Source organism: Actinoplanes sp. NPDC021490 (assembly GCF_055562135.1).
The window spans coordinates 563,546-589,888 of the sequence record NZ_JBVHFW010000001.1; the positions used below are offsets into that span (position 1 = coordinate 563,546).

The following is a 26,343-nucleotide window of genomic DNA, read 5'->3' on the forward strand; positions in this document are numbered from 1 at the left end:
TGGCCCGAGTGACACCGCAGGAGTACGTCGAAGAGGTGCTTTCCCTCGTGGAGCGCATCCCCGAGGGCCGCGTGATGTCGTACGGCGCGGTCGCCGACGCCCTGGCCGACGTGTCGGGACGCAACTCGGCCCGGCAGGTCGGCACGATCATGGCCCGGCACGGCGGCGGCGTCCCGTGGCACCGCGTCGTCACCAGCGCGGGCCGCATGCCGCCCGGTCACGAGCAGGAGGCCCGCCAGCGGCTCCTGTCCGAGGGCGTACCTCTGAAGGGTGAACGAGTGGACATGGCCCGAGCGGGATGGCAGCCCTGATGGAGGCCGGACAGCCCAGCCGCACGGCGATGAGCGCGGCCCGTTATCGCGCGGTGCACCAGATCGTCGACGACGGCAACATCTTCGAAGACCCGTTGGCCGTACGCATCCTGGGCGTCGACGAGCGGGAACTGGCGGCCGACGCGCCGCGCCGGGGCATGCGCCTGTTCATCGCCGCCCGCACCCGCTTCGCCGAGGACGCCTTGTCGGCCGCGGTCGCCAGGGGCGTACGGGAAATGGTTGTGCTCGGGGCCGGCCTGGACACGTTCGCCTACCGCAACCCCCACCCCGGCCTGCGCGTGACCGAGGTCGACCACCCCGACACCCAGGCCTGGAAGCGGGCGCGGCTGGCCGAAACCGGCATCCCGGTGCCGCCGTCGCTGACCTATCTGGGTGTCGACTTCGAGAAGGAGTCCCTGGCCGACCGGCTCGTGCTGGAGGGGCCGGCGTTCTTCCTCTGGCTGGGCGTGGTGCCCTATCTGACCCGCGAGGGGTTCGACGCGACGCTGGCCGTGGTGGCCGCGCGCGAGGGGAACGAGGTCGTCTTCGACTACGCCCAGCCGCCCGGGGGGATGCCGGAGGAACGGCGCGCCTGGCTCGAGGCCCGGGCCGCGCGGGTCGCTCGTCTGGGTGAACCCTGGCTGACGTATTTCGAGCCGCCCGAGGTGGCGTCGCTGCTCGGCTCGTCCGGCTTCGGCGAGATCGAGGACCTCGGACCGTCCGAGCTGGCGTCCCGGTTCTTCGGCCGGACCGACGTCCCGCCCGGCACGGCTGGTGGGCACGTGCTCAGAGCTCGTCGCTGAGCCCCATCAGGTAGGCCGCCCCGCGCATCTGAAACTCGAAGAAGCCCCGCCGATCCTCGTCGACCGACTTGGCGAGCTGCCCGAACAGCTCGCCGCTGATCGCTCCGCTGAGGTGGAGGAAGGCCGACATCGCCGCCGCGACCAGCCGGGGTGGCGCGCCCTCGGTGTAGTGCTCGGCGACCACGGCCAGTTCCTCGGCGTACCGGCCGGTGATCGGCGGCCGCCCGGCGATCCGGCCGTTCCGGTAGGCGCTCTCGACCAGGCGCGCGATCAGCAGGATGACCCTGGTGGCGGGGCCGATCGTGTCCTGCGGCGCCTGATATCCGGGTACCGGGCTGCCATAGATCAGCGCCCACTGGTGCGGGTCGTTCAGGGCCCATTCCCGTACGGCGTGGGCCATCGCCAGAAACGCCGCGAGCTCATCGGCCTGGTCCGCGGCCGCCTGCTCGGCCTTGTCGCCCACCGAGTTGTACGCGTCGATGATCAGCGCGGTCAGCAGCTCGTCGCGGCTCGCGAAGTACCGGTAGACCGCCGACGAGGCCATCCCCAGGTCCCGGGCGACCGCGCGCAACGACAGGTTCGCCCCGTCGGTCGCGAGATGCCGGCGAGCCACGGTCTTGATCTCTTCGGTCATCTCGGCCCGCACCCGGGCGCGTACTCCTGAGGCGCTCATGCGACCAGTGTGCCATAACGAGAGCACTGCTCTTGCTTTCTGTGTCAAGCCGTGGAATCGTTGTTCTCAACGGAGAGCACTGCTCGCAAAGGAGAACAGCAATGTCGCTTCACGTCATCGTCGGTTCCGGCCCGGTCGGTTCCTCCATCGCCCGCCTGCACGCCGAGCGCGGCGACCGGGTCCGCATGATCACCCGTAGCGGCGGCGGCCCCTCGCACCCGTCGATCGAGCTGGTGGCCGCGGACGCCTCCGACACCCGCCGGCTGACCGAGCTCACCCAGGGCGCCGAGACGCTCTACAACTGCGCGAACCCCAAGTACACCGAGTGGGAGAAGCTCTGGTTCCCGATGAACGACGCGATGATCGCCGCGGCCAAGGCGGCCGGCGCGGTCTACGTGATCACCGGAAACCTGTACGTCTACGGGCCGCAGCCCGGCGGGCACATGACCGAGAACAGCCCGCTGGCCGCCGTCGGCCGCAAGGGCAAGGTGCGGATCAAAATGTGGCGGGACGCGCTGGCCAGCGGCGTCCGCACGGTCGAGGTGCGCGGCTCCGACTACATCGGCACCGGCGCCATCGGCCTCTTCTCGTACAGCATCCTGCCCGCCCTGAACTCCGGCCGCGCGGCCTGGATGCCGGGCAGCCCCGACCTGCCGCACAGCTTCACCTATACGGGTGACATGGCGAGCACGATGGTCACGCTCGCCCGCGACGAGCGGGCCTGGGGCAAGGCCTGGCACGCCCCGACCGTCCCGGCCATCTCGATCCGCGAGCTGGCCGACCGCTACTGCGACCTGGTCGGCCGGCCGCACCTCAAGATGCACAAGATGCCGCGAATCACGATGCGCGCGGCCGGGCTGTTCGTGCCGATGGCCCGCGAGATGGCCGAGATGGACTATCAGTTCTACCGGCCGTTCCACCTGGACAGCTCACTGACCGAGCGCACCTTCGGCCTGCAGCCCACCCCGATCGAGGTCGGCATCCGCGAAACCGCCGCCGACGCCGAGGCCATCGCCGCCCGCCGCATGTGACCGCCCGCTCGCAGGACGTGGCCGCCGGCCCGCTGCCGCATGAAAGGCCCGCCCCAAATGACCGCCGCGCCACCGAAAATGATCGTTGTCAGGAGCAGCCGCCGCCTCCCCCGCCCGCCCAGGGAAATGGGGCAGAACCTACTCCCTGTCAAGCCGGAAGAGCGGGTTATCCACAGGGCGTCAGGCGATTCACAGCGACAGCCCGACGCCGGCGCGGCGGGGGTCGCCGGCGGCGCCGGCCTGGCCGACCGCGGTCACCCCGCCGAAGTAGTGGTTGAGGGCGGGCCACTGCTTGACCTGCCAGCCGGCCGCGACCAGCGCGCTCAGCTCGTCGCGTGGATAGCCCGGCTCGACGTGGACGGTGTCGTCGACGACGTGGAAGCGCGGCCGCGCGATCGCCTCCGCCATGGTCAAACCGTCGACCAGCGTCCCGAGCAGGGTGTCGACCAGGGCCGTACGGATGCGGCTCGCGCCCGCCGACCCGGCCGCCACCGCCAGGTCGCCGTCCGGGTCGATCACCACCAGCGGGCACATGTTCGACGACATTCGCTTGCCCGGCACCATGTCGTCGGTGACCAGTTCGCCCTCGCCCAGCATGGAGTTCAGGTTGATCCCGAGGCCGGGCAGCCAGACCCCGGCGCCGAGCCCCAGCGTTGTCGTGATCACGCAGGCGTTGCCGTCGGCGTCGACGACCGAGACGTTCGTGGTGTCGCCGATCTTCTGCCGGCCCTGGTCGCGTAGGGCGGCGGCCACGCTGACGGCCCGGCCCGGGCGGGACAGGTCGGCCGGCAGCCCGGCGATCGTGTCGACGGTGCGGTTCATGTCGTGGCGGGCCAGCACCCGGTGGCCGGCCAGCGTCGCGTGGTCGACCGGCGTCTCGAGCACCCGGTAGTCGGCCAGGTCGCGCGGGCCGAGACAGCCGCCGGCCGCGCGCACCGCGTCGACCATGACTTCCGCGTAGTCGCCGGTGTAGAAGATCTCCGGCCCGGCCTCGGCCAGCCTCGCCATCGCGGTGCCGAGTCCATCGTGGAACAGCAGGTCGCCGCCCTGCAGTTGCCGGCCGTTCGGGGTGTAGACCGCCGCGCCCTCGCCCCAGGCCAGCGCGGGAGCGCACGAGTCCAGCGTCTGCGCGTGCGCGGCCGGAACCGGGACGCCGTCGGCCGCCAGCGCGGCCGCCGGCGCGACGACCTCGGCCCACGGCAGCCGTCCCCAGCGCCGGTGCACCTCGCCGCAGCCGGCCGGCACGCCGGGGACCGCGACGCTCGCGCCGCCGATCGAGTAGACCTGCGGCATGCCGCCGAAGAACACGTCGACCGCGACCATCGGGCCCGGCTCACGGTCACCGTCAGTGCCCGGAACCGCGACGAAGAAGTCGAGGCAGGTGACCTCGCCGCTGCTCGCGTCGAAGTAGGTGGCGAAGCCGCCGCCGCCCATCCCGGTATAGATCGTCTCGGCCGCACAGCAGGCCAGCACCGCCGCGACCGCGGCGTCGGCCGCCGTTCCGCCGTCCCGCAGGATCCGCAGCCCGGCTCCGGCCGTGGCCGGGTGACTGGCGGCGACCCCCGCCGCAACCTTTTTCATCTGGCGAAGCGTAGGCGGGATCACATGATCGTGGTTACCATCCGCGTTCATGACGCCCGCTGGTCCCACTCCCGAAGTACGGCCGGCGGCCGCCCTGCCACGTCGTGTTTTGGCCGGATATTCACTGGGTTCGCTGGTCACGGGCGCCTTCGGAACCGTGCCGGGATTGCTCCTGCTGCCCTATCTGACCGATTCGTTAGGTGTGGCGGCCGGTGTCGCGGGCCTTCTCGTGCTGCTGCCGAAGGCGTGGGACGTCCTCGTCAACCCGATCGCCGGCCGGATCTCCGACCGACGCGGCGACCGGCGGCCGTTCCTGCTCCTGGCCGGTCTGCTGCTGGCCGTGCTGTTCGCCGCGCTCTTCGCCGGGCCGGTGGGCAGCGGAGCCGGCGCGGGCGCGTACGTGGCCCTGACCTTTCTCGCCGCCGCCACCGCGTACGCGTTCTTCCAGGTCCCGTACGTCGCGATGCCGGCCGAGCTGACCGACGGCTACGGCGAGCGCACCCGCCTGATGACCTGGCGCGTCGCCGTGCTGGCCCTGGCCATCCTGATCTCCGGCGCGCTTGCCCCGCTGGTCGTCGAGCAGACCGGCGGCGGCGTGCCCGGGCACCGCTGGTCGGGCCTCTTCGTCGGCGCGCTCATCGTCGTCGGCACCTTGGGCGTCTACTTCGGAACCCGGTCCGCCGATTCCCGCTCGGTCGAGGCGGTCGAGCCCGACTTGCGTACGCAATTGCGGGTCGCCCTGGCCAACGGTCCGTTCCGGGCCCTGCTCCTGCTCTGGATCATCCAGGCGGCCGGGATCGGCACGATGCTCGCCGGGGTGCAGTATTTTGCCGACCACGTCGTCGAGCGTGACTCCGGGGCCACCTTCCTGTTCGCCGCCTTCGTCGGCCCGGCCCTGCTGGTCATGCCGCTCTGGAGCCGCGTCGGCCGTCGTCTCGGCAAGCCCGCGTCGCTGGCCGTCGGATCGCTGCTGTTCGCGGCGGGGGCCCTGGCCCTGCTGGCCGCGCCCGCGCTGTCCCCGGTGGCCGTCTATCTGCTCGTCGCGGTGATCGGCGTCGGCTATGCCGGGCAGCAGGTCTTCGCGCTGGCGATGCTGCCGGACTGCATCGCCTACGACACCGAGCGCACCGGCCGCCGCCAGGCCGGCGTCTTCACCGGTCTGTGGACCGCGGGGGAGACCCTCGGACTGGCCCTGGGTCCCGGCCTCTACGCGCTGATCCTCCAGCTCTTCGGATATGTGTCGTCGGCGACCGGCGAGGCCGCCCGGCAGGACGACACCGCCCGGCTGGGCGTGCTGCTCGGCTTCACCGTCGTGCCCGCCCTCCTGGTCGGCGCCGCGGTGGTGCTGCTGCGCTCGTACCGCGACGTGATCCGCCGGGCCTGAGCCGGCCGCGGGCTGGGATAGCGTGATCGGCATGTTGGAGGCGCTGCCCGAGAAGGGCGTCCCGGGGGAGCAGATCCTCGCCGAGCTGAGCGAGCTGCGGACCGCCGACCTGCCCACGCACGGCGGCCGGCTGTTCGCCTACGTCTACGACCCCGCGCTCGACGGGCTCGACGAGCTGGCCCGCCAGGCCTACGCGATCTCCGCGCACGTCAACGGTCTCGACCCGACCGCGTTCCCGTCGCTGCTGGCCATGGAGAACGCCCTCGTCGGTGCGGCGGCCCGGCTCCTCGGCGGGGACGACGGCACGGTCGGCAGCGTGACCAGCGGCGGCACCGAGTCGCTGATCCTGGCGGTCAAGGCCGCCCGCGACTCCCGGCCCGAGCTGACGACCCCGCGCCTGGTCATCCCGTCCACCGCCCATGCCGCGTTCGCCAAGGCCGCGCACTATCTGCGGGTCGCCCTCGACGTCGTGCCGGTCGGCGCCGACTTGCGAGCCGACCCGGCCGCGATCGCCGCGAGGATCACCGCCGACACCGTGCTCGTCGCCGCGTCCGCGCCGTCCTACGCCCACGGTGTGGTCGATCCGATTCCCGAGCTGGCCGCGATCGCCGCCGGGCGGGGGGTGCGGTTCCATGTGGACGCCTGCTTCGGCGGCTGGGTGCTGCCCTACCTCCGCCGGCTCGGCGCCGACCTGCCCTTGTTCGACTTCGCCGTTCCGGGCGTCACCAGCATCTCGGTCGACCTGCACAAATACGCGTACGCGCCCAAGGGTGTCTCGGTCCTGCTGCACCGGGACGAGGCGCTGCGACTCCCGCAGTACTTCGCGTACGCCGGCTGGCCCGGCTACACGATGATCAACCCGGTCATCTCGTCCACCCGCTCCGGCGGTCCGATCGCGGCGGCCCTGGCCACCCTGCGTCACATCGGCGACGCGGGCTATCTCGAGCTGGCCACCCGCACCCGGGATGCGGTGGTCACGCTGGCCGAGGCGGTGGAACAGACCGACGGCGTACGCCTCTACGCCCCGCCCGAGACGAGCGTCGTCTGCCTGACCTCGGACGGCGACGTGGACCTGTTCGTGCTGGCCGACGAGCTCGCCGCGCGCGGCTGGCACACCCAGCCCCAGATGTCGTACGAGGCGATGCCCGCCACGATCCACCTCACCGTGACCGCCGCGGTGGCCGCGACCGCCGCCGACTTCGGGCCCGATCTCGCCGCGGCCGTGACCGCCGCCCGTGAGTCGGGTCCGGCCGGTCTGCCGCCCGCGCTGCTCGAGGCGGCGGGCTCGCTCACCCCCGAGATCGTCACGCCCGAACTGATCGCCGGCCTGGCGCAGGGCCTCGGGCTGGGCGGGGGCGACTTCACCCGGATGGCCGCGGTCAACTCGCTGCTCGACGTCGCTCCGCCCGCCCTGCGCGAGGCGCTGCTCACCGGCTTCCTGAGCCTGCTCCAACGACCGCCGCGCGAGACGGAGTAGGTTGACGTCGTGGCCGGTCTGCCAGGAGTGCTCGGGGAACCCATCCGGTTCGTGCTGAACTGGGGGCGGCGCTATTCGCTGTGGGTGTTCAACTTCGGGCTGGCGTGCTGCGCGATCGAGTTCATCGCGTCCAGCATGAGCCGGCACGACTTCATGCGGATGGGCGTCATCCCGTTCGCCCACGGCCCGCGCCAGGCCGACCTCATGGTCGTCTCGGGCACGGTCACCGACAAGATGGCCCCCGCGATCAAGCGGCTCTACGACCAGATGCCCGAGCCGAAATACGTGATCTCGTTCGGCTCCTGCGCGAACTGTGGAGGGCCGTACTGGGATTCCTACTCGGTGACCAAGGGCGTCGACCAGATCATCCCGGTCGACGTCTACGTTCCCGGTTGCCCGCCGCGGCCCGAGGCCCTGCTGCACGGCATTCTCCGTTTGCAGGAAAAGATCGCCGCCGAGCAGTCCGGCCCCGGTGGTGTCTCCCGGCCCGATCCGCTGGCCTTGACTGCCCCTTTGGTGACTCCCCCGGGTGCAACTGGGGACTAGTCTCCGCACTATGACCGATCGGTACCGTGCGGACTTCATCATCGACGTCCTGACCAGGGAATTCGGCGAGTTGATCGCCATCGATCCAGCCGCCTTCCGGCGTAAGTTCCGCAAGATGGCCGCGTCGCCGTTCGCGTTCTACCGCGGCAGCGCCTCGCTGTTCTACGCCGACCTGTCCGGCTCGTCCGACGGCTCGTACGCCGACAACAGCTTCCTCGACGACCGCACGAGCCGCGTGTGGATCCACGGCGACCTGCACGCCGAGAACTTCGGCACCTACATGAACGGCTCCGGCCAGCTCGTCTTCAACGTCAACGACTTCGACGAGGCGTACGTGGGACCCTTCTCCTGGGATCTCAAGCGCTTCGCGGCGAGCGTGGCCCTGATCGGCTACTCGAAGGCCCTCTCCGACGATCACATCAGCGCGCTGGTGACCGGGTTCGCCCGGTCCTATCTGACCGAGTTGCGGGCCATCGCGCAGGGCGGCGACGACGCGATCGGCTCGATCACCCTGGAGAACGCGGACGGCGCGCTGCGCCGCGTGCTGCAGGAGGCCCGGCTCAGCACCCGCATCGACCTGCTCAACGGGCAGACCGCGATCGAGGACTACGAGCGCCGGTTCGCCCTGGCCGACGGCGTCTACGAGGTCGACGAGGTCACCGGGGCCGCGGTGCTCGAGGCGTACGAGCGGTATCTGCCGACGCTGCCGGCGAAGACGCGGCCGGTGGCCAGCAACATCAAGGACATCAAGCTGCGCAAGGGCGTCGGCATCGGATCGGCCGGCCTGCCGTCGTACAACCTGCTGCTCGAGGGGCACACCCAGGCGCTCGAGAACGACGTGATCATCTATATGAAGCAGGCGCAGGTCCCGGCGGTCGCACGCTGGATCGACGACGAGCGCGTCCGGTCCTATTTCCAGCACCAGGGCCACCGTACGGCCGAGTCGCAGCACGCGTTGCAGGCGCACGCCGACCCGTGGGTGGGCTACACGACGCTCAACGGCGTGGGTCAGCTCGTCGCCGAGGTCTCGCCGTACGCGGCTGACCTCGACTGGTCCGACGTCAACGAGCCCGACGAGCTGGCCGGGGTCATCGCCGACCTGGGCCGGGCCGTCGCCCGCATGCACTCGGTGGCCGACGACGAATCCAGTCACGACCTGGTCGACTTCTCCACCGAGGAGGCGATCGTGGCCGAGGTCGACAAGGACGAGGCCGGTTTCGTGCGGCACCTGGTCGAGTTCGCCCACCGCTACGGCGACCAGGCCCGCGAGGACCACCAGGACTTCGTCGACGTCTTCCGGAACGGCCGCCTCACCGGCCTCTGACCGCCGGCCGGGATCATAGGATGACCGCATGACTCCCGAAGAGGTCGGCGAGCGGCTGGTCGCGCTGCTGACGGACGACTCCCCGGACGCGCCTCCGGGCGAGATCGTCGCCGGCCTGTCGGGCGGCGGCCCCGGTCACGAGCGTGCGGTCGTCGACGTGCCGGTCGCCCGCTGGTGGGAGGTCGTCGGCACGGCCAAGCACAACGGCGCCCTGGGCTGCGACTACTTCGACTGGCTGTCCGCCGTCGACGAGCTGGATGACGGCTTCCGCGTGATCGCCCACCTCTGGTCGATCCGCCGCCACCACGCGCTGCTGCTGCGCACGCTCGTGCCCCGCGACAACCCGGTGATCGAGTCGGTCGTCGAGCTCTTCCCGGGCGCCTCGTGGCACGAGCGGGAGACGTACGAGATGTTCGGCATCACCTTCGCCCGGCATCCCGACCTGCGTCCCCTGCTGCTGCCGCCCGGCTTCGAGGGCCACCCGCTGCGCAAGGAGTTCGTGCTGGCCTCCCGCGTCGCCAAGGCGTGGCCCGGCGCCAAGGAGCCCGGCGAATCCGAGGCGGGCACGGCGAAACGGGCCCCGATGCGCCCGCCCGGTGTTCCCGGCCCCAACGAGTGGGGTCCCCGCGCCGGTCAGGAGCCGCCTGCTCCCGCCCGTGCGGCCCGTCCGCCGCGCCGACCGGCCCGGGACGACTCCTGATGCCGATCTGGCTCGACCTCATCGTCCGGGTGGTCGCCGTCGTGGCGGCCTTCCTCGTGCTGCCGCTCGTCGTCGGGCAGGCCGAACACAAGGTCATGGCCCACATGCAGGGCCGCCTCGGTCCGATGTACGCCGGCGCCTACCACGGCTGGGCGCAGCTCGTCGCCGACGGCGTGAAGTTCGTGCAAAAGGAGGACGTGGCGCCGGGCGCGGCCGACCGGCGGGTCTTCCGGCTCGCCCCGATCGTCGCCCTGTTCCCATACCTTCTGGTCTTGCTGGCCATTCCGCTCGGCCCGAACGGTCTCGTCGCCCAGGCGCTCGACGTGGGGCTGTTCTTCGTGCTGGCCGTGCTCGGCGTCGGCGTGCTGGCCGTTCTGATGTCGGCCTGGGCCTCGGCCAACAAGTACAGCCTGCTCGGCGGTCTGCGCGGCGCGGCCCAGCTGCTCGGCTACGAGTTGCCGCTGGTGCTCGCCGCGGCCAGCGTCGCCATGGCCGCGGGCACGCTCAGCCTGCCCGGCATCGTCGAGGCGTGGCGCCCGTGGTGGCTGCTCTGGCAGGCCCCGGCCGCGATCGTCTTCTTCGTCGCCGGTCTGGCCGAGATCCGCCGCCCGCCGTTCGACATGCCGATCGCCGACTCGGAGCTGGTGTTCGGCTACATGACCGAATACACCGGGCTGCGGTTCGCCTTCTTCCTGCTGGCCGAGTACGTCGGCATCGTCGTGATCGCCGCGCTCACCACCGTGCTGTTCCTCGGTGGCTGGCACGGCCCGTTCGCCGACCAGCTCGGCTGGTTGTGGACGCTGGTCAAGGTGTTCGCCGTCTCGTTCGTGATCATCTGGCTGCGCGTCAGCTATCCCCGGCTGCGCGAGGACCAGCTGCAAAGGCTCTGCTGGCTGGTCCTCGTGCCGTTGGCGCTGGCTCAGCTGGTGCTGACCGCAGCCGTCCGGGTGCTTACGTGAGCAGCGTGACCGAATAGTTGGTCGTGGTGCCGCTGGCCGTGTAGGTCGCGGTCTGCCCGTTCGCGCAGTACGACACGAACACGTTGCCGGTCACGTCGTTGCCGGCCGTCGCGTGCACCAGCGGGCGCACGTCGACACCCTCGGCGAACGGCGTCGAGGCGAGGTCGACGATCCGCCACTGGTTGATCGGGTAGGTGTCGGTCGGCGCCGACAGCTGCCCGTCCCGCGTGGTGAGCTGGAAGTTCATCACGAAGCCGCCGTTGTTGACGACGCCCACCTTCTGCACACACGGCGTGGCCAGCACTTCCGGCGCCGCCGCGGCCGGCGCAGCCAGCGCGCCGACGAGTCCGGCCGATCCCACGAAGGCCAAAGCCACTCGTCCGGTGTTGCTCATACGAAGATTCTCCGTTCGCTCGGATGAAGCGGTCAGCCGTGTAGTAACCGGACACCCGGGCAGCAAACAGATGTTCTTCTATATAAATCACTTTTACTGTTATGCCGTCTAAGAATCGCAAACCACCCATCCCGTACGCCTCGTCGGCTTCCCCGGAAGCACCAGGACAGCCCTCCGCCTCCGGCGGCTGCCGCCCGCGAGCACCGGGAGACGAACGGCCGTAGCGCGCCACCGGGATGTTCCCGGTGGTCACGCCAAGGGCCGAGGCCGGTCGGTCAGAGGTTGCGGGGGCGGATCGAACTCAGGGCGATCTCGATCGGCCAAGGCTGATCGACCCGGAGGGTGTCGTCCCCGGCGAAGGTGCCGGTCAGTTCGTAGCCCTGGGGGTCGCTGTCCAGGGCGTAGGTCATCACCGTGAGGCCGTCGGCGGTATCGATCAGCCAGTAGAACGGGATGCCGGCCTGCGCGTAGAACGACGGCTTCACTACCTGGTCGATGTTCTTCGTGCTCGGCGAAACGATCTCCACCGCCAGGGCGACGTCTCTGGCGTGGAATCGGCCCGTTCCGGTCTTCGCGGCCGCGAACGTCACCGCCAGCAGGTCGGGGACAAAGCATCGATTGGCGCTGATCTCGACGTCGTTCGCCTGGCTGACGAAGAGATGTTCCGGGCAGGAAGCGGACAGGGCGTAGAAGAGGAGGCCGGACAGCGCCTGGTGGACGCTGGAGGGTGAGGGGGTCACGTGAAGAACTCCATCGAAGATCTCGCGACGGATGCCGTCCTCAGGGAACCGATCGAGATCATCGGAGGTCCAGTCGGCCTTGGGTGGCATGTCGCTGGCAGCAGCGGTCATGTGAGGCCTCCCGGGCGCTGGCCAATCACTCCGGCAACAACTTACCGGAAGATCTGATGGGGGTGTGCTCGCATCAAATGGGGCGACGGGGCAGGATATGCGTTTGTGACTGACGACGGGGAGCGGAACACGCCCGGAAAGGGCCTTGTGCAGGGCCTCGCCGTCACGCTCAAGACGATGACCCAGCGGTCGACCACCCAGCAATATCCGGATGTCGAGCCCGAGCTTCCCCCGCGCAGCCGTGGGGTGATCGCGCTGACCGAGGAGAACTGCACGGTCTGCATGCTCTGCGCCCGCGAGTGCCCCGACTGGTGCATCTACATCGACTCGCACAAGGAAGAAGTGATCGTCCCCGGCGCCGCGCGGTCCCGGCAGCGCAACCAGCTCGACCGGTTCGACATCGACTTCTCCCTGTGCATGTACTGCGGCATCTGCATCGAGGTCTGCCCGTTCGACGCGCTGCACTGGACGCCCGAGTTCGAATACGCCGAGACCGACGTCCTCGACCTGCTCCACGACAAGAACCGCCTGGGCGACTGGATGCGCACGGTCCCGCCGCCCCCGGCCCACGACGTGCTGGGCGAGCCCTCCAAGGAGGAGGCGACCGCGGCCCGCAAGGCGGCCGGCCCGGGCGCGGCGACCGCGGCCAAGACGGCCCGGCCCGCCGTCCGCCGGCCCCCGGCCGCGTCCGACGAAGCGGAGCGGGAGCGGTGACCGTTGCCGACGCGCTGATGCTGGCTCTGGGCGCGATCGCGGTGGGCTCCGGCGCGCTGGTCGTCACCAGTGCGCATCTGGTCCGTGCGGGCTTCTATCTGGTGGTCAGCCTCGGGGCGACCGCCGGGCTTTATCTGGTGCTGGGGGCCGAGCTGGTGGCCTGGGTGCAGATCCTGGTCTACGTCGGCGCGGTCGTGGTGCTGCTGCTGTTCGCCGTGATGCTGACCCGGGCGCCGATCGGCCCGTCCAAGGATCTCGACCGGCCCGCCCTTCCCGCGGCCCTGATCGGCGGCGGCGTCGGGCTCGGCCTGACGGTTCTGCTGGTCGACGCCTTCCGCTGGACCGAGTTCGAGCTGCCCCCGCCCGGCACCGGCCGTCGCGTCGGCGAGCAGATCTTCGGCGCCTGGGTGCTGCCCTTCGAGGTGCTCTCGATCCTGCTGCTGGCCGCCCTGGTCGGCGCGATCGTGCTGTCCCGGCCCGACATCGGCGCCCGCCCCGACCCCAACGCCGGGGCCGCGCTGCCCCCGCCCGACCCGGTCGGGGAGTCGCCCGAGGTGGCCGCTCGCCTGGAACGGATCGCCGCCCGCCAGGCCGCCGCCCAGGCACGGGTGCGGGCCCAGCGCGCCGCCGAGCAGACGGCCGAGGCGGGCGAGCCGGCCGGCGGCACCGCGACGCGCGAGCCGACCCGCGAGGACGTCCTCAAGGACCAAGCCCGCGACGTTGTCTTCCGCGCCCGCGAGTCCGGCCCCCAGCTCGGCGGGCCGTCCGGCTCCGAGCCGGACGGCGGGGAAGACCCCCGGGTCATCGAGGGCACCAGCACCGAGACGAGCCGCGGCCGGCCGGCCCTGCCGAGCGCCGAGCGGAGCCGTCCGAGGGAACTGCCCGAGCCCGGCCGCCCGCGAGAGCTGCCGCCGTCCCGCACCGACGACGAGGGGGCCTGATGCACGCGGTCATCCCTTACGTCGTCGCCGCCCTGCTCTTCGCCCTCGGGGTCTATGGCGTGCTGCGCCGGCGCAACGCCATCCTCGTCCTGATGGCCGTCGAGCTCATGCTCAACGCCGTCAACCTGATCCTCGTGGCGGCCGACAGCACGATCAAGACCGCCCTCACCGACGTGCGGCCCGAGGCCTGGGCCTATCCCGTCACCGAACCCCGGGCCGGTGCGATCTTCGCCCTGTTCGTCATCGTGCTGGCCGCGGCCGAGGTCGGCGTCGGGCTGGCCATCGTGCTGCAGTACTACCGGCTGCGCCGCGCCGTGGTGCTCGACGAGGTAGCGCTGCACGAGCACGACCACGAGCGGGTGACCCCGTGACCGCCGCCGCGCTGATCCCCGGCGTACCGCTGCTCCTCGGTCTGGCCGGTCTGCTGCTGCCCCCGGACGATCGCGCGGACGGCCGCCGGCCCGCGGCCACTCTCGGTATCGCCGGCGCCGCCATCTCACTCCTCGTGACGCTGGGCGTCCTCCTGTTCGCCGTCGAGCCGGCCAAGCCGGTCGAGTGGAAAACACACTGGGTGAGCCTCGGCGACATCCAGCTGACGCTGGGCATCAGCGCCGGCCACGCCGCCCTCTACATCGCCCTCGCCGTCTGCGCCGTCGCCCTGGCCGTCCAGGTCTATTCGGTGGCCTACCTGCACGACGACCCCCGCTACGCCCCGTATGCCGCCCAGATCAGCCTGTTCACCGGCGCGATGCTCCTGGTCGTCACCAGCGGCGACCTGATCACGCTGCTGATCGGCTGGGAGGTGATGGGCGCCTGCTCCTACCTGCTGATCGGTCACGACCGGCGACTCCCCGAGGCCCCGGCCGCCGCGGTCAAGGCCTTCCTGGTCACCCGGGTCGGCGACGTCGGCTTCCTGCTCGGCGTGGCCGTCCTGATCGTCGACGCGGGAACCAGCGAGATCGCCGTCGTGCTGGCCGGGCCGCCGCACACCGCCGCGCTGATCCTCATCCTGGCCGGGGTGGCCGGCAAGAGCGCCCAGTTCCCGCTGCACACCTGGCTGCCCGACGCGATGGCCGGCCCCACGCCGATCTCCGCGCTGATCCACGCGGCCACGATGGTCGCCGCCGGGGTCTACGTCGTCTTCCGGCTCTATCCGCTCTACGACCAGTCCCCGGCCGCGCTGGCCGTACTCGGGGTGATGGCCGCGATCACGATCCTGCTCGGCGCGCTCAGCGCGATGGCCCAGGACGACCTGAAACGGGTCCTGGCCTGGTCGACGGTCAGCCAGATCGGCTACATGACCGGCGCGCTGGCCGTCGGCTCGCCCGCCGCCGCGCTCTTCCACCTGCTCACTCACGCCGCGTTCAAGGCCCTGCTGTTCCTCGCGGCCGGCGCGGTCATCCACGCCGTCGGCACCAACTACCTGTCCCGCATGGGTGGGCTCCGCGCGCACATGCCGCTCACCTTCTGGTCGTTCGTGGTCGGCCTGGGTGCGCTGGCCGGGCTGCCGCCGCTGGCCGGTTTCTGGTCGAAGGAGAACGTGCTGACCGCGGCCGCTCACGCCACCGAGGGCGGGGAGGCGACGCCGGTGTGGGTGGGCTGGGTGGTCTGGATCGCCGCGCTGTTCGCCGTCGGCATCACCGCCTGGTACGCCACCCGCCTGCTGCTCCGGGCCTTCTTCGGCATCTCGCGCGCGCACGGCCCGGACGGCCCCGACTGGGAGGTCGGCTTCGACGACGCCCGCTACACCCAGCCGGCCGAGCCGCACGATCCGCCCGAGGCCATGCGCTGGCCGATCCTGCTGCTGGCGGTTCCGTCGGCTCTGCTCGGCCTGGCCGCGTACGCGCCGGGTTTCCGCACCGCCCTCGAACTGGAGGACCCGCACCTCAGCGTGGCCGTCGTGCTGCCGCTGATCCTGCTGGCGGCCGGGGCGACGGCCGCCTGGTGGCTCTGGCGCGAGGTGCCCGGCGTCGATCCGGCGACGGCCCTGGGGCGCTCGCGGCCCCTGCTGGCCTCCGGTTTCCGGCTCGACGAGATCCAAGACCGTTTCCTCGTACGCCCGGTTCGTGCGCTCGCTCGAGCGGTGACCACGGTCGACGACAAGGTCGTGGACGCGGCCGTCGAGGGCACCGGCACCACGACCTCGACCGTCGGCGCCGCCCTCGCCTACGCCCATCGCCTCCCGCTGCCCGCGGCGGCCGTGACCGTCCTGGCCGGCGCGCTGCTGCTGGGCGCGGCCGTGGTCCTGTTCGGAGCGGCCGGATGAGCGCGCTTCTGATCGCTGTGCTGCTGATCCCGGCCCTGGGCGCGGCGGTGCTCGCGCTGATGCCGAGGTCGCGGGAGCACGCCGCCCGCGTCACCGGCACGATCTTCGCCGCCGCCGCCCTGCTCCCGATCATCGCGCTGCCCTTCGCCCGGGACGACGCCGGGACGTCCTATTCGGCCAACCCGGCGGCCGTACGCCCGTGGACCGAGATCGACCTGTCCTGGGTTCCCGCCCTGCGCCTCGACTTCCACCTCGGTGTCGACGGGGTGTCCTACCCCCTGATCGCTCTGACCGGCCTGCTCACCCTGCTCTGCTGCGCGTACACCGTCCGCAAGGTCCCCGACGGCGGCTCCGGCCGTACCCTCGTCGCCCTGCTCCTGGTGCTCGAGACCGGCATCCTCGGCACGTTCCTGGCCCTCGACCTGATCCTGTTCTTCCTGTTCTTCGAGGTCGTCCTGCTCCCCATGTACGCGGTCATCGCGGGCTGGGGCGGCCCGGAGCGGCGGCGGGCCGCCCGCAAGTTCGTCCTCTACACGCTGTTCGGCTCGGTCCTGCTGCTGCTGGGCGTGGTCACGGTGGCCGTCAACGCGGGCACCGGTGACCTGGCCGAGCTGGCCGGGGGCGCCGGTCTGAGCCGGTCCACCCAGTACGGGGCGTTCGCCCTGTTCGCGATCGCGTTCGCGGTCAAGGCGCCGCTCTGGCCGCTGCACTCCTGGCTGCCCGACGCGCACACCCAGGCCCCGACGGTCGGCTCGGTGATCCTGGCCGGCGTGCTGCTCAAGATGGGCACGTACGGCCTGATCCGGATCGGTGTCGGCGTCACCCCGCTGGGCGCCGAGTGGGCCGCGCCCGTGCTCGGTGTCCTGGCCGTCGCCGCCGTGCTGGCCGGGGCGCTGATCTGCCTGCGCCAGACCGAGCTCAAACGCCTGATCGCCTATTCGAGCGTCGGCCACATGGGATTCGTGTTGCTGGGCATCGCCACGCTGACCGCGACCGGGCTGCAGGCCGCGCTGCTCGGCAACGTCGCGCACGGCCTGATCACCGGCCTGCTGTTCTTCCTGGCCGGCGCGATCAAGGACCGGGCGCACACCGGCGAGCTGGCCGAGCTGGGTGGTCTGCGCGAGTCGGCGCCCCGGCTGGCCGGCCTGCTCGGCTTCGCGGCGATCGCGTCGCTCGGCCTGCCCGGGCTGGCCGGTTTCTGGGGCGAGGCGTTCGCCGTGGTGGCGGCGGTCGAGCGGGGCGGCGGCCTGTGGGTGACGCTGGCCGTGCTGGCCGCGATCGGCGGCGCGCTCACCGCCGCGTACTTCCTGCGCCTGCTGCGCAAGGTCACCCACGGCCCGACCGGCCCGGCTGTCGTCCCCACGGGGATCACCGGCGCCGAGTGGCTGGCCTGGTCGCCGCTGGCCGTCCTGACCCTGGCCGTGGGGGTCGTGCCGGCTCTGGTGCTGGCCGCGACGAGCGCGCCGGTGCGAGCCTTGACGGAGGCGATCCGATGAGGGCCCAGGCCGTCGACCACGTCTCGCTGCTTCCCCTGTACGCGGCGGCCGGCACCGCGGTGCTGGTGCTGCTGGCCGATCTGCTGGTCGCCCGCAAGAACGCCGTCTTCGGCGCCCTGGTGCTGGGCGGGCTGGCCACCGTGGCCGGCGCGATCATCACCGGTTCCCGCGCCGGCACGTTCTGCGACCCCGCCGGTGGCGCCTGCTCGTGGGTGCCGGGACCGCTCGCCGCCACCGCCGCCGTCGTGTTCGCCGCCCTGACCGTCGGGGTACTGGCGCTCTCGATCCCCTCGCTGCGCCTCGGCACGGCCCCGGCCGGCGAGTTCTGTTTCCTGCTGGCCGCCTCGATGACCGGCGGCGTCGTGGTCGGCTACGCGGGCGACCTGATCACCCTGATCGTCGGCCTGGAAACGCTGACCCTGCCGCTCTACCTGCTCGTCGGCCTGCGCCGCTTCGTGCCGGGGGAGCGGGTGAGCACCGCCTCCGCCTCCGCGTCGGTCACGTTCTTCCTGATCAGCGTCGTCTCCACGGCGATCGCCCTGCTCGGCGCGGCCCTCAACTACGCCGCCACCGGCGCGGTGCACTTCGACCGCCTGATCGAGGGAACCGGCCTCACCGCCCCGGTCGCCCACGCCGGCGTGGCCCTGCTCGTGATCGGCCTGGCCTTCAAGGTGGCCGCCGTCCCGCTGCACGCCTGGGCGCCCTCCACATACGAGGGTTCGCCCCTGCCGGTCGCCGCCTATCTGTCCACGGCCTCCAAGCTGGGCGGCGTGCTGGCCCTGGCCGCGGTCGTGATCCGCCTCGACGCGGCCTCGCTGACCGCCCTGCTCGCGCTACTGACGATGACGGTCGGCAACCTGGTCGCACTGCGCCAGACCCGCATGGTCCGCCTGCTGGCCTGGTCGTCGATCGCCCAGGCGGGCTACATCCTGGCCCCGCTGGCCCTGGGCGCCGACGGGGTGCGAGCCGCCGCCGCATACGCGGTGTTCTTCGTGGTCCTCGAGTTCATCGCGTTCGGCGTGATCGTGGCGCTGCGCCCGCCCGGAGCCGACGGCGGCGACATCCTGTCCTACCGCGGCGCCGCCCGCCGTTCCCCCTGGCTGGGCGCCGCCCTCGTGCTGGCCCTGGCCGGACTGGCCGGTCTGCCCCCGGGCCTGGCCGGCCTGTTCGCCAAGGTCACCATCGTCGACGCCCTGATCGACGGCGGCCAGACCTGGCTGGCCGTGATCGTGGCCCTCAACGCCGTGGTCGCCCTGGCCTACTACATCCGGGTCGCGGCCCTGCTCTATGCCGCTCCGCCCCGCGTCGGCATCGCGGTCGCCGACCCCGAGCTGCTCGAGGCGGCCACCCACCCGCGCCTTCCGGTGACCCGGCCGATCGCGGCCGCCCTGATCACCGCGGCCACCGTGGCCGTGACCCTGGGCTTCGCCCCGCAGCTCCTCTTCGACGCCCTGTCCTGAGCCGCCCGGAGTGCGGCCCTGTCGTGAGCCGCCGGTTGTGCGCCTAGTGGTGAGCAGCCGGTTGTGCGCCTTGTGGTGAGCCGCCGGTTGTGCGCCTTGTGGTGAGCAGCCGGTTGTGCGCCTTGTGGTGAGCCGTCTGGAGTGTGGCCCTGTCGTGAGCCCGCGGGGGTGTGCTTGTGGTGAGCTGCGCGGGGGTGCGCTTGTGGTGAGTCGTCCGGAGTGCGCCTTGTGGTGAGCCGTCCGAAGTGCGCCTAGTGGGAGCCGTCCGGAGTGCGGTCGGGTCACGTGCTGCGGGATCGTCGACCGGCGGGCCGGCTGAGGGCGGCCCGCCCGGCCAGCAGCAGGGCCAGCACGCCGAACCCGGCGGTCAGGGTGGTCAGCGAGGCGACCCCGGCGACCAGCAGCGGCCCGCCCGCGTCACCCAGTTCGCGGCCCAGCTCGGCGGTGCCCATCGTCTGACCCAGCCGGGCCTCCGGAGTGGAGGCGGCCAGGGCGGCGAAGGCCACCGGCGTGATCAGGCCGGTGCCCACTCCGGTCAGGACGGCCGCAGCCAGGATGCCGGTCAGGCCGGGCAGCACGACCGCCGCGAGACCCGCCGTGGTCAGGATCAGGCCGATGAACAGGCCGGATCGGGTGGTGAGGCGGCCCTGGTCGAGCGCCCGCCCGGTCCGCGGCTGCACCAGCGCGGCGCACAAAGCCAGCACCGAGACCGCGGCGCCGGTGGCGATCGGGCCGAGCCCGGCCTCGCGGCCCAGGACGGGCAGGAAGCCGACGGCCACCGACAGGGCCGCGGTCGCCGCGGCCAGGGCGCTCGTCGGGCCCAGGAACACCGGGTCGGCGATGCGCCGGGCCAGGTCGGCCACGGTCTGCCGGGTCTTGGGCAGTGGCGGCACGCCGGGCACGGCCACCGCTGCCCACCCGGCGACCGCGAGGCCCATCACGGTCATGACCAGGAACAGCAGCCATAGACCGCCGGCCCAGACCAGCACGCCGCCGAGCAGCGGTCCCAGCGTGTAGCCGATCGATTTCCAGAAGCCATACGAGCCGAACGCCCGCCCGTGCCGGGCCGCCGGGTTGAGCCGGGCCACCAGCGCGGACGCCGACGGGCTGAACGCCGAGGCGGCCGCGCCCTGGCCCAGGCGGGCGGCCCACAGCCAGCCGGGGCTGTCGGCGACCACATAGACGGCCGAGGCCGCGGCGAACGCGATCAGCCCGCCCAGCAGCACCGGGCGCAGGCCGATCCGGTCGGCGAGACTGCCGAAGATCGGCTTGAGCAGCACCTCGGCGCCGTCGTAGAGAGCGAGCAGCGCGCCGAGCAGCAGGAGCGAGGTGACTCCGCCCAGGTTGGCGGCGATCGCGTGAGCGCCGAAAGCCGTGGTGAAACCGGCCGCGTAGAGGGGCCACATCCGCACGACACAGACCGTACCGGCTCAGCCAACTCACAGCTCGGGATGGATGAAACGCCAGGTCGCCGACGTTCTATGGGACGTGGCCCTACCGGGTCTCATGTCGAAGGAGTTCCTGTTGCACAGCCATCACAACGGCCTCAAGACGGCCGCTCTGCTGGGTCTGCTGTCCGCCCTGATCCTCGGGGCCGGCTATTGGCTCGGCGGCAGTGGCGGTCTGGTCTTCGCGGTTCTCATCTCGCTGGCCATGAACGCCGGCACCTACTTCTTCTCGGACAAGCTGGCCCTGCGGGCGATGCGCGCGCAGCCGGTCAGCGAGGCGCAGTTCCCCGAGCTCCATCAGATGGTGCGGGAGCTGTCGCAGGCCGCGCGGCAGCCGATGCCCCGGCTCTACGTCTCGCCGACGTTGCAGCCGAACGCGTTCGCGACCGGCCGCAATCCGCAGCACGCCGCGGTCGCCGTGACCGAGGGGATCGTCCGCACGCTCAGCCCGCGTGAGCTGCGCGCGGTGATCGGGCACGAGCTGTCGCACGTCTACAACCGCGACATCCTGATCTCGAGTGTGGCCGGCGCCCTGGCCGGCATCATCACGATGTTCGCCCAGCTGGCGATCTTCCTGCCGCTCGGCGGGTCGGACGACGAGGACAGCCCGAACCCGGCCGCCCTGCTGCTCATGCTGATCCTCGGCCCGCTGGCGGCCTCGGTCATCCAGCTGGCGATCAGCCGCAACCGCGAGTTCCAGGCGGACGCGGACGGCGCCACGCTGACTCGTGACCCGCTGGCCCTGGCCAGCGCGCTCGAAAAGATCCACTATGGCGCGCAGCGGATGCCGCTGCCGGCCGACAACCAGCTCACCAGCGCCGCGCACCTGATGATCGCCAACCCGTTCCAGGGTGGCGGCCTGGCCAAGCTGTTCTCCACGCACCCGCCGATGGAGGAGCGCGTCGCCCGCCTGCGTGAGCAGGCCGGCGCCGTCCAGTACGCCCGCTGATCCGGTTACCGGAGGGCCGCCCGTTTAGGGGCGGCCCTTCTGTGTTTCCGGACACCACTCCCGGTATTGCGGATGTGTTGCGAGCCCCCGAGGCGTTAGGGTCCGAGTGCCGTAACAAGCGTTACCGAATGAGGGAGGCGGCGAAGTGACCGCGTTGCGTCAGTACCTGGGCGTTTGGCATCTGCCGGGCGGGCGGGTCCTGCTCAGCGTAGGAATCCTGGCCCGGCTGGGGATCGGCATGACCCCGCTGGCCCTGTTGCTGCTCGTCCAGCAGGCGACCGGCAGCTACGCCGCGGCCGGCCTGGCCGGTGGCGTCTACGCGCTGGCCGGCGCGGCCCTGAGCCCGGTCGCGGGCCGGCTGGCCGACCGCATCGGCCCGTCGCCGATCCTCGCCGCCACCGCCGTTCTGCACCCGCTCGCCCTCGTGGCCCTGGTTCTCACCAGCCGCGGCGGCGCCGGCGTCCTGCCCTGGATCTTCGTGATCGCGGCCGTCGCGGGCGCCACCTACCCGCCGCTCAGCGCGGCCATCCGGCGGGCGTGGACCGACATGACCGAGCCCGGTGGCGGGCAGCACCATCTGCGCGGCGCCGCCATCGCCGCCGAGACCTCGCTGTTCGAGCTGGTCTTCGTCCTCGGCCCGATGCTGGTCGCGGCGTTCGTCGTGCTCACCAGCCCGGCCACGGCGCTGCTCGGGGCGGCCGCGGCGACCCTGATCGGCACCCTCTGGATCTCCCGGTTGCCGGTCATGCGGCGCCGCCACCGGCCCGAGAGCGACGACGCGGCCCGCGGGCTGGGCCCGTTGAAGGTGTCGGGCTTCCCGGCCCTGCTGCTGTGCGTGATCGCGCTCGGCATCGGGTTCGGCGCGGCCGGCGTGATCGTCCCGGCGTACGCGAGCCAGCACGGCGGCGGCGACGGCCTGGGCGGCGTCCTGCTCGGCATCTGGGGCGTCGGCAGCGCGATCGGCGGCATCTGGTTCGGCACCCGCCGGCCCGCGATGGAGCTGCCGCGGCAGTTCGCGTGGCTGCTGGGCGCGGTCTCGCTGAGCTTCCTGGTTCTGGCCTTCATGCCGAGCCCGCTCTGGCTGGGCGTGGCTCTGGTGCTGGGCGGCGCGGTCATCGCCCCGGCGCTGACCGTGGAGACCAACCTGGTCGGCCGTCTTGCCCCGCCCGCCATGATGAACGAGGCGTACACCTGGGTCGTCACCGTCTCGGTGGCCGGCAGCGCGGCCGGTGGCGCCGTGGCCGGCGCGATCGTCGACCAGCCCGGCGGCCTCGGCTGGGCGTTCACTTTCGCCGCGGCCGTCCTCATGGTGGCCGCGCTGGTGGCGGCCGTCCCGCACGGCTCGATCGCCCGGGCCGACCGCCGGGCCACCGACCGACTGCGCGAGGCGCTCGGAAGCTAGACCGCCTTCACCAGGGTCAGGGCCTGGAAGCGGATGCCGGCCCGGTCGTCGTAGACGTGGAAGTCGAGCACCTCGAAGACCCGCTGGGCGTACTCGAGCAGCTGCCGGTCCGAGCGGAACGAGAAGAACCGGGCCGGCACCTGCTCGTCCTCACCGGCGATGCCCTCCTCCTGGTCGCCGCCGAAGACGCCCAGATAAAAGAGCCCGCCGGGGGCGAGCACGGCCCGGATCCCCCGCAGGGCCGCGTCCAGTTCGGCGTTGGGCACGTGGAGCAGCGTGTTCATCGAATAGACCGAGTCGAACGACCCCTCGGGGAAGCCGAGAGCCATCACGTCGCGTACGAAAGCCTCGATGCCCTTGGCCTTGGTCTTCTCCACCATGGCCGGGGACAGGTCGACCGCCGTGACCCGCAGGCCCTCCTGCTGGAAGAACGCGCTGTCCTGGCCGGTTCCCGAGCCGATCTCGAGCAGCGTGCGGGCATCGGCGGCCCGCAACCGGTCGAGGAAGGCGGCCCGCTCGTCGGTCTTCCAGCTCGATTTGGGATGGGCGTCCCGCCAGGCGGCGGCGTCCTCCCCGTACGAGGCCCGGTTCCGCGCGATGACCTCGTCGTAGCCCGCCTGCCCGGCGTTCTCGAGACGCAATCTCATGGTTTTCCCCCTGCCGGTCGTTCGTGCCGCTCCGATAGCCTGACCCGACTGACGGGGGTGCGTAAAGGAGCGTCCGATGGCGAAAGAGGTCCGGGCCGACATCGAGACGATGCGGGCCGCCGACGCGGATCGTCAGAAGGTCGCCGACCAGCTGAAGACCGCGCTCGACGAGGGCCGGCTCACCCTCCACGAATACGACGAGCGGATTGCCCTGGCCTATTCGTCGAAGACCTATCAGGAGCTGCTGATGCTCCTGACCGACCTGCCCCGCCCCGGCCTGAGCGCAACCGAGATGCGAGCCCGTCACGAGGCCGCCCAGCGCCGGGCCGCCCGCCGCCTGCCGGTCGCGATGCTGGTGCTGTGGACGATCTGGGCGTCGGTGACAGTGGTCAACCTGGTCGTCTATGCCCTGGTCGCGCTGGGCGCCGACGGCGAGGGCGTCTATCCCTGGCCGGTCTGGATGCTCGTCCCGGGCGCGGCGCTGGCCGCGGTGACCGTGGGAGTGCAGGTCATCCGCCACCAGCAGCGCTGATCACCGCGCCGGGAAAAGCGCCCGGTCGAGCAGGGGTGAGATGGCGTGGGCGTAGGCCAGCGTCATGTGGCTGTTGTCCTTGTAGACCAGGACGTTGCCGACCACGATCGGGCACTTGGTCGCGTTGCAGAACCACGGTGTGGGGTCGATCACGCGGATGCCGGCCGTGCGGGCCGCCGTGGCGACCAGCGTGCGGCGGTTCTTCTCGGCGATCGCCTTGGTCACCGGCCGGTCGCATTTCGCCAGACGGCGGGCGTTCTCGGCCGCGCACTCGGGAGCGTCCTCGGCGGGCCACGGGGTGTCCTGCAGCAGCACCTTGGGGATGCCGTCGAACTTGGCCCAGGTCTGCTTCCACCGCTGCACCCAGATCGGGTCGTCCTGGGTGCCGGTGCGCTGGATGGTCTGGCCGTCGGGGCCGACGATGCCGCCGTTGTCGAGGTCGTTGGAGGCCATCACGAGCAGGTCGGGCTTGGCCTCGGCGACCCGCTGGACGATCTGGTCGCGCCAGGTCACGCACTCGGTGTAGTTCCGCTTGAGCGCCGAGTTGAAGGTCAGCACCTGCGGCAGCTGGCAGGCCGCCTTGGTCAGCGCGACGAGCTTCCAGCCGTGGGCCTTGGCGACGTCGTCGACGGCGGGGAACCAGTGCGCCGCGTGCGAGTCGCCGATCAGATACATCGTCTTGGCCCCGGCCGGGTCGCCGTAGACACATTCCTTGTTCTGATTGACCTGCGTGTAGTTGAAGTGGCACTGATCGTCGTAGATCTGCGGGCTCTGCGCCCCCGCGTCGGTGACCTTGGGATTGAGGTTCTTGGGCAGCTTCGAGGCGCCGAGCGAGCTCGTGATCAGCTCGGTCATGCGGGCCTGCGGGTCGGCCGCGGCGGCCACCTCGGCTTGCGTGTCGGCGGCGGCCGGACCGGCCGGAAGGGGCGGGGTGAACTGCCCGATGACCAGCGCGAAGATCGCCGCCGAGACCGACAGGACCAGGCCCAGCGTCAGGCCGTTACGGGCGCGGCTGCGCAGGAAGGGGCGGGTGCGGACCGGGTTTTCGACTGTGTGGTAGGTCACCCAGGCCAGGCCGAGCGCGGCCACCGCGAAGACCAGGTTGCTCTTGATGCTGGGGTCGCGCGAGAACGCCGCGGGCCAGATCATCAGGACCGGCCAGTGCCACAGATACCAGCCGTACGACAGCTTGCCGATGAACCGGAACGGGCCGGTGCCGATCAGCTTGCCGGCGCCCCAGCCCTCGGCGCTCGTCCCACCGGCGATCACCGCGGCGGTGCCGAGAACGGGCAGCAGGGCGAGGTAACCGGGGAACGCGGTCGACTCGTCGAAGGTCACGGCCGCGACCACGACGGCCACCAGCCCGCCCCAGGTGAGGATGGCGGCCAGGGCTTTCGGCGTACGCCGGAGGAAGCCGCCCGTCACCGCGACGAGCGCGCCGATGCCCAGCTCCCACGCGCGGGTGTGCGAGCCGAAGTAGGCCCAGGGAGCGGCGTCGGCGGTCTGCTGCACGCTGACCACGAGCGAGACGACGACCAGGGCGCTCAGCGCGAACAGCGCCCGCCGGTTGGCCCGGCGCCCGGCCCACACCGCGAGCAGCAGCAGCGGCCAGATCAGATAGAACTGCTCCTCGACCGCGAGCGACCACAGGTGCTGCAGCGGCGAGGGCGCGGCGGTGGCGTTGAGGTAGTCGGTCCCCTCGTACGCGAGCCGCCAGTTGATCCCGTAGAACGTGCTGAACAGCGCGTCGAGCGAGATCGACTTGAACCGGGTCGCGGGCAGCCAGAGCCAGGCCGCGACGACGGTGGCCACCAGCACCACGGTCGAGACCGGCAGCAGCCGGATCGCGCGCCGGGCATAGAAACCGGGCAGCGAGATCGTGCCCGTCTTGCCCAGCTCCTTGAGCAGCAGCGTCGTGATCAGGAAGCCGGAGATCACGAAGAAGACGTCCACACCGACATAGCCGCCGGCGAAGGTGCTGATGCCCGCGTGGCTGAGCACCACGAGAACCACCGCGATGGCACGAAGGCCTTCGATGTCCGGCCGGAACCCGATGTGCGGGCCTTCGGCGCGCGGGGGCGCCGGGGGAGTCCCGGAACCGTGGCTGTCCTCCGTCGAGGACGGCGGCCGCTGGCCGACGATGGGGGTATGGACTGAATAATTCATGGTCGCCGCACAAGATACTCATGAGCCGGGCGCTGGTCGACCTGAACCGGCTCGTGCTGGGGTCGAAATGTGACCTGGATCGAACGGGCTCCACCGTTCGTTCCCGACCGGGCCACTGTCCGTGAAGGGCCCGGCAGTTCTGGGTAGCAGAGCGGCACAAGATGGTTGCCGCATAGAAGAACGATTCGGGTCGGATCGGGTGGCGTCCCCGCGGGCCGGGCCGTTCGCCATTCTCGAAGCACTCCATCCGGGACGTATCGGCGTCCGGGGGCTTTGGGGGGCTTTAGG

Annotated in this window: 24 protein-coding genes and 1 pseudogene; 18 read left to right on the top strand and 7 right to left on the bottom strand. The window is 71.6% G+C overall.

The features are described 5' to 3' along the window. Positions 1-8 precede the first annotated feature (8 nt). Positions 9-311: an MGMT family protein gene (locus ACZ3I4_RS02550; RefSeq protein ID WP_465380077.1), complete on the top strand. Its 303-nt coding sequence runs from the start codon at positions 9-11 to the stop codon at positions 309-311. After that, positions 311-1,114: a class I SAM-dependent methyltransferase gene (locus tag ACZ3I4_RS02555; protein ID WP_465380078.1), complete on the top strand. Its 804-nt coding sequence runs from the start codon at positions 311-313 to the stop codon at positions 1,112-1,114. Before ACZ3I4_RS02550 ends, ACZ3I4_RS02555 begins: the two co-directional genes overlap by 1 nt. Here the strand turns inward: ACZ3I4_RS02555 and ACZ3I4_RS02560 are convergent. Then, the gene (locus tag ACZ3I4_RS02560; RefSeq protein ID WP_465380079.1) at positions 1,098-1,787 is read right to left on the bottom strand and encodes a TetR/AcrR family transcriptional regulator; all 690 of its coding nucleotides are present in this window, start codon (positions 1,785-1,787) and stop codon (positions 1,098-1,100) included. The genes ACZ3I4_RS02555 and ACZ3I4_RS02560 overlap by 17 nt on opposite strands. 101 nt (positions 1,788-1,888) lie before the next feature. On the opposite strand from ACZ3I4_RS02560, the gene ACZ3I4_RS02565 reads away from it, so the two are divergent. Further along, positions 1,889-2,818, top strand: a complete 930-nt coding sequence (locus ACZ3I4_RS02565; protein WP_465380080.1) for a Rossmann-fold NAD(P)-binding domain-containing protein — start codon at positions 1,889-1,891, stop codon at positions 2,816-2,818. A gap of 189 nt (positions 2,819-3,007) precedes the next feature. Here the strand turns inward: ACZ3I4_RS02565 and ACZ3I4_RS02570 are convergent, their stop codons facing one another. Then, positions 3,008-4,399 carry a gamma-glutamyltransferase gene (locus ACZ3I4_RS02570; protein ID WP_465380081.1) on the bottom strand — a complete coding sequence of 464 codons (1,392 nt, stop codon included), beginning with the start codon at positions 4,397-4,399 and terminating at the stop codon, positions 3,008-3,010. Positions 4,400-4,448: 49 nt separating this feature from the next. Between ACZ3I4_RS02570 and ACZ3I4_RS02575 the strand changes: the two genes are divergently transcribed. From ACZ3I4_RS02575 to ACZ3I4_RS02600, 6 genes are read left to right on the top strand one after another with little or no spacing between them, the layout of a single operon-like run. Beyond that, positions 4,449-5,783 carry an MFS transporter gene (locus ACZ3I4_RS02575; RefSeq protein WP_465380082.1) on the top strand — a complete coding sequence of 445 codons (1,335 nt, stop codon included), beginning with the start codon at positions 4,449-4,451 and terminating at the stop codon, positions 5,781-5,783. Between the two features lie 31 nt (positions 5,784-5,814). After that, positions 5,815-7,260, top strand: coding sequence for a pyridoxal phosphate-dependent decarboxylase family protein (locus ACZ3I4_RS02580; RefSeq protein ID WP_465380083.1), 1,446 nt, complete (start codon positions 5,815-5,817; stop codon positions 7,258-7,260). A 9-nt stretch (positions 7,261-7,269) separates the two neighbouring features. Beyond that, positions 7,270-7,806 carry an NADH-quinone oxidoreductase subunit B gene (locus ACZ3I4_RS02585; RefSeq protein ID WP_465380084.1) on the top strand — a complete coding sequence of 179 codons (537 nt, stop codon included), beginning with the start codon at positions 7,270-7,272 and terminating at the stop codon, positions 7,804-7,806. A gap of 10 nt (positions 7,807-7,816) precedes the next feature. After that, positions 7,817-9,130, top strand: a complete 1,314-nt coding sequence (locus tag ACZ3I4_RS02590; protein ID WP_465380085.1) for a DUF2252 domain-containing protein — start codon at positions 7,817-7,819, stop codon at positions 9,128-9,130. A gap of 28 nt (positions 9,131-9,158) precedes the next feature. Continuing rightward, the gene (locus ACZ3I4_RS02595) at positions 9,159-9,830 is read left to right on the top strand and encodes an NADH-quinone oxidoreductase subunit C (RefSeq protein ID WP_465380086.1); all 672 of its coding nucleotides are present in this window, start codon (positions 9,159-9,161) and stop codon (positions 9,828-9,830) included. Next, complete coding sequence (locus ACZ3I4_RS02600; RefSeq protein WP_465380087.1) at positions 9,830-10,789, top strand: complex I subunit 1/NuoH family protein; 960 nt, start codon at positions 9,830-9,832, stop codon at positions 10,787-10,789. The genes ACZ3I4_RS02595 and ACZ3I4_RS02600 overlap by 1 nt, the downstream gene beginning before the upstream one ends. On the opposite strand, the gene ACZ3I4_RS02605 is transcribed toward ACZ3I4_RS02600, so the two are convergent. Both ACZ3I4_RS02605 and ACZ3I4_RS02610 read right to left on the bottom strand, forming a co-directional pair. Continuing rightward, entirely contained in the window at positions 10,782-11,183 is a 402-nt protein-coding gene (locus ACZ3I4_RS02605; protein ID WP_465380088.1) for a hypothetical protein, read from the bottom strand. The two genes, ACZ3I4_RS02600 and ACZ3I4_RS02605, sit on opposite strands and share 8 nt — an antisense overlap. A 275-nt stretch (positions 11,184-11,458) precedes the next feature. After that, complete coding sequence (locus tag ACZ3I4_RS02610) at positions 11,459-12,034, bottom strand: Uma2 family endonuclease (RefSeq protein WP_465380089.1); 576 nt, start codon at positions 12,032-12,034, stop codon at positions 11,459-11,461. 105 nt (positions 12,035-12,139) lie between these two features. Between ACZ3I4_RS02610 and ACZ3I4_RS02615 the strand changes: the two genes are divergently transcribed. From ACZ3I4_RS02615 to ACZ3I4_RS02640, 6 genes and pseudogenes are all read left to right on the top strand, one after another. Beyond that, entirely contained in the window at positions 12,140-12,748 is a 609-nt protein-coding gene (locus tag ACZ3I4_RS02615) for a NuoI/complex I 23 kDa subunit family protein (RefSeq protein ID WP_465380090.1), read from the top strand. Then, positions 12,745-13,302 (top strand): annotated as a pseudogene (locus ACZ3I4_RS02620) (NADH-quinone oxidoreductase subunit J family protein); the annotation flags it as partial. The gene ACZ3I4_RS02615 and the pseudogene ACZ3I4_RS02620, both read left to right, overlap by 4 nt. 386 nt (positions 13,303-13,688) lie before the next feature. Continuing rightward, on the top strand, positions 13,689-14,060 hold the full coding sequence (gene nuoK / locus ACZ3I4_RS02625; RefSeq protein ID WP_465380091.1) for an NADH-quinone oxidoreductase subunit NuoK: 372 nt from the start codon (positions 13,689-13,691) through the stop codon (positions 14,058-14,060). Next, positions 14,057-15,955, top strand: a complete 1,899-nt coding sequence (locus ACZ3I4_RS02630) for an NADH-quinone oxidoreductase subunit 5 family protein (RefSeq protein ID WP_465380092.1) — start codon at positions 14,057-14,059, stop codon at positions 15,953-15,955. Before nuoK ends, ACZ3I4_RS02630 begins: the two co-directional genes overlap by 4 nt. After that, positions 15,952-17,451 (top strand): complex I subunit 4 family protein, encoded by a 1,500-nt coding sequence (locus ACZ3I4_RS02635; protein WP_465380093.1) that lies wholly within the window; start codon positions 15,952-15,954, stop codon positions 17,449-17,451. Before ACZ3I4_RS02630 ends, ACZ3I4_RS02635 begins: the two co-directional genes overlap by 4 nt. Further along, positions 17,448-18,911, top strand: a complete 1,464-nt coding sequence (locus ACZ3I4_RS02640; protein WP_465380094.1) for an NADH-quinone oxidoreductase subunit N — start codon at positions 17,448-17,450, stop codon at positions 18,909-18,911. The genes ACZ3I4_RS02635 and ACZ3I4_RS02640 overlap by 4 nt, the downstream gene beginning before the upstream one ends. 281 nt (positions 18,912-19,192) lie before the next feature. Here the strand turns inward: ACZ3I4_RS02640 and ACZ3I4_RS02645 are convergent, their stop codons facing one another. Beyond that, positions 19,193-20,317 (bottom strand): MFS transporter, encoded by a 1,125-nt coding sequence (locus tag ACZ3I4_RS02645; RefSeq protein WP_465380444.1) that lies wholly within the window; start codon positions 20,315-20,317, stop codon positions 19,193-19,195. 100 nt (positions 20,318-20,417) lie between these two features. Between ACZ3I4_RS02645 and htpX the strand changes: the two genes are divergently transcribed. Next, entirely contained in the window at positions 20,418-21,308 is an 891-nt protein-coding gene (gene htpX / locus ACZ3I4_RS02650; protein ID WP_465380445.1) for a zinc metalloprotease HtpX, read from the top strand. 145 nt (positions 21,309-21,453) lie between these two features. Further along, a complete protein-coding gene (locus ACZ3I4_RS02655) occupies positions 21,454-22,710 on the top strand; it encodes an MFS transporter (RefSeq protein ID WP_465380095.1) in 1,257 nt (418 codons plus the stop codon). Here ACZ3I4_RS02655 and ACZ3I4_RS02660 read toward each other — a convergent pair. Beyond that, positions 22,707-23,357 carry a class I SAM-dependent methyltransferase gene (locus ACZ3I4_RS02660; protein ID WP_465380096.1) on the bottom strand — a complete coding sequence of 217 codons (651 nt, stop codon included), beginning with the start codon at positions 23,355-23,357 and terminating at the stop codon, positions 22,707-22,709. The two genes, ACZ3I4_RS02655 and ACZ3I4_RS02660, sit on opposite strands and share 4 nt — an antisense overlap. A 76-nt stretch (positions 23,358-23,433) precedes the next feature. On the opposite strand from ACZ3I4_RS02660, the gene ACZ3I4_RS02665 reads away from it, so the two are divergent. Beyond that, on the top strand, positions 23,434-23,889 hold the full coding sequence (locus tag ACZ3I4_RS02665; protein WP_465380097.1) for a DUF1707 SHOCT-like domain-containing protein: 456 nt from the start codon (positions 23,434-23,436) through the stop codon (positions 23,887-23,889). Here the strand turns inward: ACZ3I4_RS02665 and ACZ3I4_RS02670 are convergent, their stop codons facing one another. Beyond that, positions 23,890-26,055: an acyltransferase family protein gene (locus ACZ3I4_RS02670; RefSeq protein WP_465380098.1), complete on the bottom strand. Its 2,166-nt coding sequence runs from the start codon at positions 26,053-26,055 to the stop codon at positions 23,890-23,892. Between the last annotated feature and the right edge of the window lie 288 nt (positions 26,056-26,343).

What these genes read in the sequence shown, in the direction of transcription:
- htpX (WP_465380445.1), top strand. Translation starts at nt 20,418, where the DNA reads ATGTCGAAGGAGTTCCTGTTGCACAGCCATCACAACGGCCTCAAGACG.
- ACZ3I4_RS02575 (WP_465380082.1), top strand. Translation starts at nt 4,449, where the DNA reads ATGACGCCCGCTGGTCCCACTCCCGAAGTACGGCCGGCGGCCGCCCTG.
- ACZ3I4_RS02590 (WP_465380085.1), top strand. Translation starts at nt 7,817, where the DNA reads ATGACCGATCGGTACCGTGCGGACTTCATCATCGACGTCCTGACCAGG.
- ACZ3I4_RS02560 (WP_465380079.1), bottom strand. Translation starts at nt 1,787, where the DNA reads ATGAGCGCCTCAGGAGTACGCGCCCGGGTGCGGGCCGAGATGACCGAA.
- ACZ3I4_RS02665 (WP_465380097.1), top strand. Translation starts at nt 23,434, where the DNA reads ATGGCGAAAGAGGTCCGGGCCGACATCGAGACGATGCGGGCCGCCGAC.
- ACZ3I4_RS02610 (WP_465380089.1), bottom strand. Translation starts at nt 12,034, where the DNA reads ATGACCGCTGCTGCCAGCGACATGCCACCCAAGGCCGACTGGACCTCC.
- ACZ3I4_RS02600 (WP_465380087.1), top strand. Translation starts at nt 9,830, where the DNA reads ATGCCGATCTGGCTCGACCTCATCGTCCGGGTGGTCGCCGTCGTGGCG.
- nuoK (WP_465380091.1), top strand. Translation starts at nt 13,689, where the DNA reads ATGCACGCGGTCATCCCTTACGTCGTCGCCGCCCTGCTCTTCGCCCTC.
- ACZ3I4_RS02635 (WP_465380093.1), top strand. Translation starts at nt 15,952, where the DNA reads ATGAGCGCGCTTCTGATCGCTGTGCTGCTGATCCCGGCCCTGGGCGCG.
- ACZ3I4_RS02660 (WP_465380096.1), bottom strand. Translation starts at nt 23,357, where the DNA reads ATGAGATTGCGTCTCGAGAACGCCGGGCAGGCGGGCTACGACGAGGTC.
- ACZ3I4_RS02555 (WP_465380078.1), top strand. Translation starts at nt 311, where the DNA reads ATGGAGGCCGGACAGCCCAGCCGCACGGCGATGAGCGCGGCCCGTTAT.
- ACZ3I4_RS02570 (WP_465380081.1), bottom strand. Translation starts at nt 4,399, where the DNA reads ATGAAAAAGGTTGCGGCGGGGGTCGCCGCCAGTCACCCGGCCACGGCC.
- ACZ3I4_RS02670 (WP_465380098.1), bottom strand. Translation starts at nt 26,055, where the DNA reads ATGAATTATTCAGTCCATACCCCCATCGTCGGCCAGCGGCCGCCGTCC.
- ACZ3I4_RS02565 (WP_465380080.1), top strand. Translation starts at nt 1,889, where the DNA reads ATGTCGCTTCACGTCATCGTCGGTTCCGGCCCGGTCGGTTCCTCCATC.
- ACZ3I4_RS02605 (WP_465380088.1), bottom strand. Translation starts at nt 11,183, where the DNA reads ATGAGCAACACCGGACGAGTGGCTTTGGCCTTCGTGGGATCGGCCGGA.
- ACZ3I4_RS02580 (WP_465380083.1), top strand. Translation starts at nt 5,815, where the DNA reads ATGTTGGAGGCGCTGCCCGAGAAGGGCGTCCCGGGGGAGCAGATCCTC.
- ACZ3I4_RS02645 (WP_465380444.1), bottom strand. Translation starts at nt 20,317, where the DNA reads ATGTGGCCCCTCTACGCGGCCGGTTTCACCACGGCTTTCGGCGCTCAC.
- ACZ3I4_RS02640 (WP_465380094.1), top strand. Translation starts at nt 17,448, where the DNA reads ATGAGGGCCCAGGCCGTCGACCACGTCTCGCTGCTTCCCCTGTACGCG.
- ACZ3I4_RS02595 (WP_465380086.1), top strand. Translation starts at nt 9,159, where the DNA reads ATGACTCCCGAAGAGGTCGGCGAGCGGCTGGTCGCGCTGCTGACGGAC.